General features: G+C 31.2%; 13 protein-coding genes. 4 read left to right on the top strand and 9 right to left on the bottom strand.

The genetic code is table 11. The features are described from left to right. Positions 1 to 134: 134 nt before the first annotated feature. A complete protein-coding gene (locus ABD771_RS09620) occupies positions 135 to 578 on the bottom strand; it encodes a DUF4268 domain-containing protein (RefSeq protein WP_345093972.1) in 444 nt (147 codons plus the stop codon). Between the two features lie 66 nt (positions 579 to 644). On the opposite strand from ABD771_RS09620, the gene ABD771_RS09615 reads away from it, so the two are divergent. Continuing rightward, positions 645 to 1,283 (top strand): NUDIX hydrolase, encoded by a 639-nt coding sequence (locus tag ABD771_RS09615; protein WP_345093970.1) that lies wholly within the window; start codon positions 645 to 647, stop codon positions 1,281 to 1,283. A 45-nt stretch (positions 1,284 to 1,328) separates the two neighbouring features. After that, positions 1,329 to 2,138, top strand: a complete 810-nt coding sequence (locus tag ABD771_RS09610) for a lysophospholipid acyltransferase family protein (RefSeq protein WP_345093968.1) — start codon at positions 1,329 to 1,331, stop codon at positions 2,136 to 2,138. A gap of 33 nt (positions 2,139 to 2,171) precedes the next feature. Here ABD771_RS09610 and ABD771_RS09605 read toward each other — a convergent pair whose 3' ends face one another. From ABD771_RS09605 to ABD771_RS09595, 3 genes are all read right to left on the bottom strand, one after another. Then, a complete protein-coding gene (locus tag ABD771_RS09605; RefSeq protein WP_425556471.1) occupies positions 2,172 to 2,792 on the bottom strand; it encodes a hypothetical protein in 621 nt (206 codons plus the stop codon). 7 nt (positions 2,793 to 2,799) lie between these two features. After that, positions 2,800 to 3,294 carry an RNA polymerase sigma factor gene (locus ABD771_RS09600; protein WP_345093964.1) on the bottom strand — a complete coding sequence of 165 codons (495 nt, stop codon included), beginning with the start codon at positions 3,292 to 3,294 and terminating at the stop codon, positions 2,800 to 2,802. Between the two features lie 129 nt (positions 3,295 to 3,423). Further along, complete coding sequence (locus ABD771_RS09595) at positions 3,424 to 3,546, bottom strand: hypothetical protein (protein WP_345093962.1); 123 nt, start codon at positions 3,544 to 3,546, stop codon at positions 3,424 to 3,426. A gap of 183 nt (positions 3,547 to 3,729) precedes the next feature. On the opposite strand from ABD771_RS09595, the gene ABD771_RS09590 reads away from it, so the two are divergent. Beyond that, complete coding sequence (locus ABD771_RS09590; RefSeq protein WP_345093959.1) at positions 3,730 to 5,034, top strand: NAD(P)/FAD-dependent oxidoreductase; 1,305 nt, start codon at positions 3,730 to 3,732, stop codon at positions 5,032 to 5,034. Here ABD771_RS09590 and ABD771_RS09585 read toward each other — a convergent pair. Beyond that, positions 5,015 to 5,542 carry a hypothetical protein gene (locus tag ABD771_RS09585; RefSeq protein WP_345093957.1) on the bottom strand — a complete coding sequence of 176 codons (528 nt, stop codon included), beginning with the start codon at positions 5,540 to 5,542 and terminating at the stop codon, positions 5,015 to 5,017. The two genes, ABD771_RS09590 and ABD771_RS09585, sit on opposite strands and share 20 nt — an antisense overlap. 10 nt (positions 5,543 to 5,552) lie before the next feature. Next, positions 5,553 to 6,617: a DUF3810 domain-containing protein gene (locus ABD771_RS09580; protein ID WP_345093954.1), complete on the bottom strand. Its 1,065-nt coding sequence runs from the start codon at positions 6,615 to 6,617 to the stop codon at positions 5,553 to 5,555. Positions 6,618 to 6,714: 97 nt separating this feature from the next. Between ABD771_RS09580 and ABD771_RS09575 the strand changes: the two genes are divergently transcribed. Beyond that, on the top strand, positions 6,715 to 8,178 hold the full coding sequence (locus ABD771_RS09575; protein WP_345093952.1) for an aminoacyl-histidine dipeptidase: 1,464 nt from the start codon (positions 6,715 to 6,717) through the stop codon (positions 8,176 to 8,178). A 51-nt stretch (positions 8,179 to 8,229) separates the two neighbouring features. Here ABD771_RS09575 and ABD771_RS09570 read toward each other — a convergent pair whose 3' ends face one another. The 3 genes from ABD771_RS09570 to ABD771_RS09560 form a co-directional block, all read right to left on the bottom strand. Beyond that, a complete protein-coding gene (locus ABD771_RS09570) occupies positions 8,230 to 8,520 on the bottom strand; it encodes a hypothetical protein (RefSeq protein ID WP_345093950.1) in 291 nt (96 codons plus the stop codon). A 111-nt stretch (positions 8,521 to 8,631) separates the two neighbouring features. Further along, entirely contained in the window at positions 8,632 to 8,817 is a 186-nt protein-coding gene (locus ABD771_RS09565) for a hypothetical protein (RefSeq protein WP_345093948.1), read from the bottom strand. Positions 8,818 to 8,823: 6 nt separating this feature from the next. Continuing rightward, positions 8,824 to 9,000 carry a hypothetical protein gene (locus ABD771_RS09560; protein WP_345093946.1) on the bottom strand — a complete coding sequence of 59 codons (177 nt, stop codon included), beginning with the start codon at positions 8,998 to 9,000 and terminating at the stop codon, positions 8,824 to 8,826. Between the last annotated feature and the right edge of the window lie 57 nt (positions 9,001 to 9,057).

Raw genomic sequence — 9,057 nt, 5'->3', positions numbered from 1 at the left:
TACATAGTTGTTGTGGAATCACATATTCTGGATAATGCTAAATTGCGTGAGTGATAGAAGCGGCATCCTTTTCTTTTTTTAAAAGAAAAGATATAGCGGATAGCACGACCCTTGGGGTACGACATAAAAAAAGATTAAGTATTGGTTTCTAAGTCTTTTATATAATCTTCATATTCAAAAAAGAAAATTTCGAATTGGGTCATTGTTTCACTAAAAAAATCGAATATATCGTTCCAAGTATTTTTATTATTTAGACTGACATTTAATTTTTCAATCCATATTCTACTTATTATTTTACCATTTTCTAGATAATGGTTTCGTTCAAAAATCGCATCGGGTAAATATTCTTCTAATAAAATAGTTTTGAGAGATTCAATTTTTTCAAAATAAATTTTTCTTTTTTCTTCTTCTTTTGGCTCGATATCTAATAGAACTTGAGCTTTTTTGTTATCTACATAGAATTTGAAAGTAACATCTTTTATCTTTGTATCGTATAAAATCCATTTTCTGGCATATGTTTCTGCAAATTGTACCCAAAATTCTTTCTTAATTTTTAAACTTTCTTCTTTACTATACATCTACTATATAATTTTTGGGTTTGTTGTGTTTTTTTGTAAATTTATAAATAATTAGAACTATTAGCTATGAATTTCAACTTGTTTTTTAATTCAATATCAAATGTTGTGAATGTAGAATTACCTTCTACTACTTCGCATATTAAAATGGCACCTTCTGAAAGAGTTAAAATGATGGAGGGGAATAGTTATGATGTTAGCACAGTAAGAAAAGCTGCTGTAATGATGTTGTTTTATCCTAAAAATGAAGTTGCACATTTATTATTAATTGTAAGAAATTCGTATCCAGGAGTTCATTCTTCGCAAATAGCATTTCCCGGTGGTAAAGTTGAAGACATTGATTTTGGTTTGAAACAAACTGCTTTAAGAGAAACACATGAAGAAATTGGTATTCATCCAAATGATATTCATGTTATTAGAGATTTCACATCTATTTATATTCCACCAAGTAATTTTTTGGTGTATCCTTTTTTAGGAGTATCTCAAATAGAATTAACGTTTACACTTCAGGAAGAAGAAGTTGCAGGAATTATTGAATTACCATTATCAGTTTTGTTAGATGATTCTATTATTAATATTAAAACATTAGAAACGTCTTATTCAAAATCAATTGAAGTTCCAGTTTTTCAAATTGAAGAGCATACCGTTTGGGGTGCAACAGCAATGATGTTGAGCGAGTTAAAAGATGCATTGAAAATGGTTCTATAATTTTTAATTTTTGTATGTTTGCGTTTCAATTATCTACAAAATATTATGGGATTATTTAAACGAAATCCTTTTGGACATATACTTATTATCAAGAAATGGCTTATCCGAATTTTCGGTCTGATTACTCATAGACGTTATCGTGGATTTAATGAATTGCATATCGAAGGATCGGAAATTATTAGAAATTTGCCAGATAAAAATGTGCTATTTATATCCAATCATCAAACATATTTCGCTGATGTTGTAGCCATGTTTCATGTTTTTAACGCAAGTCTTTCTGGTAGAGAAGATAGTATCAAAAATGTGGGTTATTTATGGCAACCAAAAATGAATGTTTATTACGTTGCAGCAAGTGAAACTATGAAGTCAGGTTTGCTTCCTAGAATTTTAGCTTATGTTGGAGCAATTACAGTTGAAAGAACATGGAGAGCTGGAGGAAAAGACGTTACTGAAAAACGTGAAGTAAACCCAAACGACACCGAAAATATCAAAATTGCTCTAGCAGACGGTTGGGTAATTACCTTTCCACAAGGAACTACAAAGTCTTTTAAACCAGTTCGAAAAGGGACTGCTCACATCATTAAACAACACAAACCAATTGTTGTGCCTATAGTAATAGACGGTTTTCGTCGTTCATTTGATAAAAAAGGACTTCGACTTAAAAAGAAGAATATCCTTCAATCATTTACTATAAAAGAGCCACTCGAAATCGACTACGAAAATGAAACTATCGAGCAAATTGTTGAAAAAGTAGAATATGCTATCGAGCAACATGCCTCTTTCTTAAAGGTTATTCCTGCTGAAGAAATTGAAGAACAAGAAAAACTAAATCGCCTACGTCAGTGGGAATATTAATAAAAAAGTCTCGCTATTAACGAGACTTTTCTTTTATAAATCAATTTTCTTTAATTCGTTGTAATTTCTAAATAGCTTACGAAGCAATATTCCGTAAATCAATCTGTAGAATAACCAGAATAAACCAACGAAGATTACGATGCAAATGGTACAAAATGCTATCATAAAAATCATTGCATTGCTTTTTGAGGTCAATTCATGCAATTTTGGATCTACAGTAAAAACAAGTGCAAAACCAATAATCATGCTTACTACCATCATGCCAAGGTTGTACCAAACGTAATATTTTACCGTTTTTCTTGTTTTTAAAATATCTTTCATCAATTGCTTTGTTGATGTTATGGTAGATATAGCTCTATAATTTTTGTAAAACATATAAATAAATACAGCCACAACGGCATAATTAAAAATAGTCAAATATTTAAAATATTCAATCAAATATTCACTGTGTGTTTTAATAAAATACTCATCGGAGTTATATGCCAAGCTAATTCCAGTCCAAAGTAATACCTCTAAAATACTAATAATCAATATCCACTTCACAATAGAAGACGACTTCTTATGTAACATTTTATAAATATCCACTTCCGATACTTGTTCAAAAGAATTTTCGTTCTTTTTCCAGTCTTTTTTTAATAAATCCAACTCTTCCATCATAACCTTACGGATTTAATATTTTTTTCAATTTTCCTTTAATTCTATTCATTTTAACTCTTGCATTAACTTCACTAATTCCTAATGTTTCAGCAATTTCCGTGTAATCTTTATCTTCCAAATACATGAAAACCAATGCCTTTTCAATATCATTCAATTGATGCACCGCTTGGTACATCAACTTTATTTGTTCTTCTTCTTCGCTATTATATTCGTCTTGACTAATGAAAAAACTATGCTTTTCATACTCCAATGTAGAAACACTTCGCGTACTCTTTCGGTACAAAGTAATGGCAGTATTTAGAGCAACTCGATAAGCCCATGTCGAGAATTTAGAATCACCACGAAACTTCGGAAAAGCCTTCCATAATTGTATCGTAATCTCCTGAAACAAGTCCTTATGTGCGTCACCATCAGAAGTATACAACCTACAAATCTTGTGGATTATATTCTGATTTTCACGCAATTGCTGCACAAACGTCTGTTCCAAATTCTCGCTCATATATACGTTAGTAAACCTTTACTAGATTTTGTTACAAGATACGTAAATCAATTTCAATTTCAAAAGTCAATTTCAATTTCAAAGAGGAAGGTAAGAGTAATTAATTGTCAATTTTAAAATTGTTTTATTTTACATTGCTTTTGAAGTTGCTTTTTGAAATTGATTTTTGAAGGAGCGAATCACTTGAGCATTTCTATAAACCTTTTTCCTGCTTTCCATTCCAAGTTTTTCTTTTATTGCCTTCGAGTGCATTTCGACAGGCTCAATGTGTCACATCAGGCAACAAAAGAAAAATCTTTCCATTGCAATCAGGGCTAATGAGTAATCGTTTTACACAAAATCAGATTTTGAAAACCACTAAAACTTGTAAACTTTTTAGCAATTTTTACAATCAAAAATCAACTAACTTTGTATTCAAGAAAAAAGCATTCTATAATGAACATTCCACAATCAGATAAAAAACGAGTAGTCATCATCGGTGGCGGATTTGCAGGTCTATCAATAGCTAAAAAACTAAGAAACAAAAACCTACAAGTTGTTTTACTCGATAAACATAATTATCACACCTTCCAACCACTTCTATATCAAGTAGCAACAGGTGGATTAGAAGCTGGCTCCATAGCTTATCCAATTCGTAAAGTAATTCAAGAATACAAAGATTTCTACTTTAGACTCACTTCTGTAAAAGAAATTGATACTCAAAATCAAAAAGTGATTTCAGAAATTGGCGATTTAAATTACGATTATTTAGTAATTGCAACCGGTTCAAAAACTAATTATTTTGGTAACAAAGAAATCGAACGCAATTCAATGTCAATGAAAACCATTCCGCAATCATTGAATATTCGTAGTTTGATTTTAGAAAATTTTGAACAAGCGGTTCTTACAACAAATGAAGCAGATAAAAACGCACTAATAAATTTTGTTTTAGTAGGCGCAGGACCAACAGGAGTAGAGCTTGCAGGCGCACTTGCCGAAATGAAAAGAGCAATCCTGCAAAAAGATTATCCAGATTTAGATATCTCTAAAATGGAAATCAATCTTGTTCAAAGTGGCGACCGAGTTTTAAACACGATGTCTGAAAAATCCTCTGCTGCCGCCGAAAAATTCTTGGTAGATTTAGGTGTAATTGTCCACAAAAACGTTCGTGTAACTAATTATGATGGACGAACTATCACAACCAACTCCGATTTAACCTTTGAAACAGCAACAGTTATTTGGACTGCAGGTGTTCAAGGCGCAGCCATTCAAGGTTTGGATTCAAAATCTCTAGTGGAACGAGTAGAACGCATTCGAGTAAACCAATACAATCAAGTAGTTGGTTATGATAATATTTTTGCCATTGGTGATATTGCCTCAATGGAAAGCGAAAAGTATCCTCAAGGTCATCCAATGATGGCGCAACCAGCATTACAGCAAGGTGCTTTATTAGGAGAAAATTTGGTGAAATTACTAGCCAACAAACCTATGAAACCCTTTGAATACAACGATAAAGGTTCCATGGCAACCATCGGAAGAAATTTAGCCGTTGTAGACTTACCAAAATACCATTTCAACGGACTTTTTGCTTGGTTTGTTTGGATGTTTGTACACTTATTTTCACTAATCGGATTCAAAAATAAAGCCGTAGTTTTCCTAAATTGGGTGTACAACTACATTCGTTTTGATAGAGAAGGAAGACTAATTGTAAGACCTTTTAAAAAGAGAAGTTTTGTGACCTTTACGAGTGATGAAGTTTAGACTTCATATAATTTTTAAGGTTATTTTTTATTAAAAAAAGTTGAATTATCACAATTATTAAATCTACTACAATATAACGTAAATCAAGTTCAAAATTGTTTTTAAATTCATAATATATTTTAATTAAAAAATATAATGTGCTAACAACTAGAACAATACTTGTAATTAATTTTGATATTATTTTATTTTTATAATAGTTGTAAATATTTAAAAATAATACAATAGTGATTATAAAAAATATCAGTTTGTTAATTAATTTTTGTTGTGTGAAAGCACCACTTACAGAGAAAATAATAAATAATGATAAAGAGATAATTGTTAGGATGTAATTTGCAAAACTATTAGATGTGTCATTGTCTTTTTTATGATATAATTTTAAATTACTTTTTATTTCATCTTCGTTAAAACCGTCATTTTTTAAGAAAAGGATTATTTCCGAAATTGCATAATTATTTTTTTGATAACGTTCAATTTCGATATTGATATTTTTTTCAGATGATGTTTTCATACTTTTAAATTTATTTTAATTCTTTGTCTTCGTAATAATTAATCAACAAATCCACATATTTACTATAACTTTCTAAACCATCTTTTTGCTGATTCATTTTTAAAAATTGATCGTAAAAAGCGTGAAATCCTTTGTCAATTATGGTGTCATAACTTTTCCAAAACGCTTCACTTTCTTTGTAGTTTTCAATAATTCCAGGATTGATTTTGTTTTTGTAATACTCAAATTTAGATTCATTTTTCATACCAATGTTATTCAAGCAATAACGCAAAGCATATTGATAAGCCGAATATTGAAAATACAAATCGTCGTTTTTTACACTTGCTAAAAATCCTATAAAGTTACATTCACTTTCACTCGCAAAACCCATTTGATGTGCCATTTCATGATTAATCGTCATTGGAAAACCAACCATAGGAAGTTTATAATTCACCTGAGCTTCATTTGTAAACGGATTCAAATAACCACCAAATCCCATATAGGTCAACGGCAAACTAAACAACGATTTCTTTCTGCTAGGAATTTCATATTTGAAAAAAGAATATTGTTTTCCTAAATTATCATATCCTTTTTGGCTCATCTTGAACATAGAATCTTGCGTATATGGAACACTTACTTTCAGGTTTTTATCATTCGTAATTTTAAACTGAATTTCATTGGTTTTAGCAATTAATTTCTCAGTAAAACGATACAAATCATCATCAGAATATTCACGTTGAATATTCATTTTTTCAAATAACGGAACTCGGTAATAATTAAAAGCCCAAAGAAAATGAAACAAAAAATAAGCCACCGATAAAACATTAATAATTTTCAATAGATTATTTTTCCATTGCAATCGCCAAGATTTTCTCGTTTTCCAAAGTTGAATTAGAAGATAAATAATCAATATTCCATAAATAATATCTCCATTAGAAAAAGGAATTTTGCCCAAAAGTGTTCTTGAAAATCTAGAAATATAAACGTACAAACCATTACTATAAATACGTTCAACCGTTTCAGGAAAAAAAACAATTACTTTCAGAAATAATATCTGAAATAGTAAAAATAGCGGAAGAAGGTATTTGCGTTTCACTTATAAATTTTGAAATGTAAATATAATCACAAATCAATTCGCAAAGAAATTAAACTTTGTAACTTTGCTACTTTGAAACTTAACAAACTAAAATATAATGAGTCAAGAAATTAGAAACCTTGAACCAAAAGCACTTTGGAACAAGTTTGCCGATTTAAACGCAGTACCACGTCCGTCAAAAAAAGAAGAGCGTGTTATTGAGTTTATGAAAAACTTCGGTACCAGTTTAGGATTAGAAACTTTTGAAGATGAAATCCGTAATGTAATCATCCGTAAACCAGCGACTCCAGGAATGGAAAACTGCAAAACCATTGTTCTGCAAGGACATTTGGATATGGTGCACCAAAAAAATAACGATACTAATTTCGATTTCTTAACGCAAGGAATTGATATGTTCGTTGATGGTGATTGGGTAAAAGCAAAAGGAACAACACTTGGTGCCGATAACGGACTTGGAGTTGCCGCAATTATGGCAATTTTGGAAAGTAAAGATATTCCGCATCCAGCGATTGACGCACTTTTTACCATTGATGAAGAAACTGGAATGACCGGAGCTTTAAACCTAAAAAGCGGTATTTTAAAAGGAGAAATTCTTTTAAATCTTGATACAGAAGAAGACGACGAAATTGATATTGGTTGCGCTGGTGGCGTTGATGTTACAGCAACAAGAAGTTATAATGAAGAAGAAACTCCAGAAGGTTCTGTGGGTTACACAATTACTATAAAAGGATTAAATGGCGGACATTCAGGAATGGATATTCACAAAGGTTTGGGGAATGCCAACAAAATCATGAATCGTTTATTATTTGATGGTTTTGAGAATTTCGGACTTCAAATTTCGGAGATTTCTGGAGGAAGTTTGCGAAATGCTATTCCTAGAGAAAGTGTTGCTAAGGTAATTGTTGCGGCTATGTATGACGAAGCTTTTGTGTTTGATATGCAAGAAGTTATTAGCGATATTAAAGCCGAATTCAAAACAATGGAGCCTAATTTGACTATAGAAATTGTAAAGTCAGATTTGCCGGCAAAAGTGATGGATTTAGGCGTTCAAGAAGGTTTACTTCGTTCGATTTATGCAGCTCATAACGGTGTTTACCGAATGAGTGCTGACATGGAAGATTTAGTGGAAACTTCTAATAATATTGCAAGAGTTATCGTAAAAGATGGCGAAATTTCGATTCAAAATTTAACGCGTTCTTCTGTTGAAAGTTCTAAATTTGATTTAGCAAATGCGTTGCGTTCGGCTTACGAATTGTTTGGTTGCGAAGTTGAATTTGGCGGAAGCTATCCAGGTTGGACACCAAATCCAAAATCGGAAATATTAGACGTTCTGACTTCTATTTATGAAAAACAAAACGGCGATAAACCAAAAGTAGTAGCTTGTCACGCAGGTTTAGAATGTGGAATTTTAGGAACAAATTATCCAGGAATGGACATGATTTCTTTTGGACCAACGATTCATGGTGCCCACTCTCCTGATGAAAGAGCCAGTATTTCGTCTTCACAAAAGTTTTGGAAATTCTTGTTGGAGATTTTAGCGAATATTCCTGAAAGAAAATAGAGAAAAGAAAAAAGAAAATAGAAACCTCGTTTAGAAATAGGCGAGGTTTTTTTAATTCCCAGCAATTGGACTACCAAAAATGCCTACAGCAAGTTCTGCCCAAAGCAAGAATAATAAAAGTAAAATAATTCCAGAAATAAGGATTCTATATTTGGTGCTTTTTACTTTTCGTAGAACAAATTCAATTGCCAAACTTGTACCAAAAAGTAACATCCCAGCCATAACAAAATCCATAACCGACCAATTGACTTCATTTGTGAATTGCATCGCTATTAATGGAATTAGTAATAGTAGGAACACTATTGAGAGTAGGAGAAGGATAGTTTTTGGTTTTGGTAGCATTTTAATTGCAAGTATCGGAACTTTTTATTTTCGGTTAAAGATAAAAATTCTTTCGAACGTGAACTTACTAAAAATTCGCAATTGCAAGAAACCGACGTTCTCAGTATTGCGTTACTTACTAATTTCTCTAATAATTAATGTAAATCCAAGCATAATTAAAAGAATTCCGGCATTTTTAAATCGAGAGAAATATAAACCTTGTTTCTTCTCTTTCTTTTCTATGTTATAAAGCATAATAATTAGAATTCCTAATATAAAACAAAGCAATCCTATTATAATGTTGACAGTTGATTGCATATAAAATTAATTGGTTTCATTTTCATTGTCTACATCAATTCCAATTGGGACTTCTTTGTGAAGAACTTTCTTAAGACATTTGCCATGACTAAAAAGGCCTTGTGATTCTTCAGAATTTGACATAGAAATTGTAATTTCCACAGAATCTTTATGAGCTAAACTTTCTCCACAAAAACAACACATAACACTTTGTAATTTTTTCATATTCTAATTTGTCCATACTTTAAAAATTTAGATTTT

The organism is Flavobacterium chungnamense (assembly GCF_039539165.1).
GTDB classification, from domain to species: Bacteria; Bacteroidota; Bacteroidia; order Flavobacteriales; family Flavobacteriaceae; genus Flavobacterium; species Flavobacterium chungnamense.
This window is presented reverse-complemented; position numbering and strand designations above follow the sequence as displayed.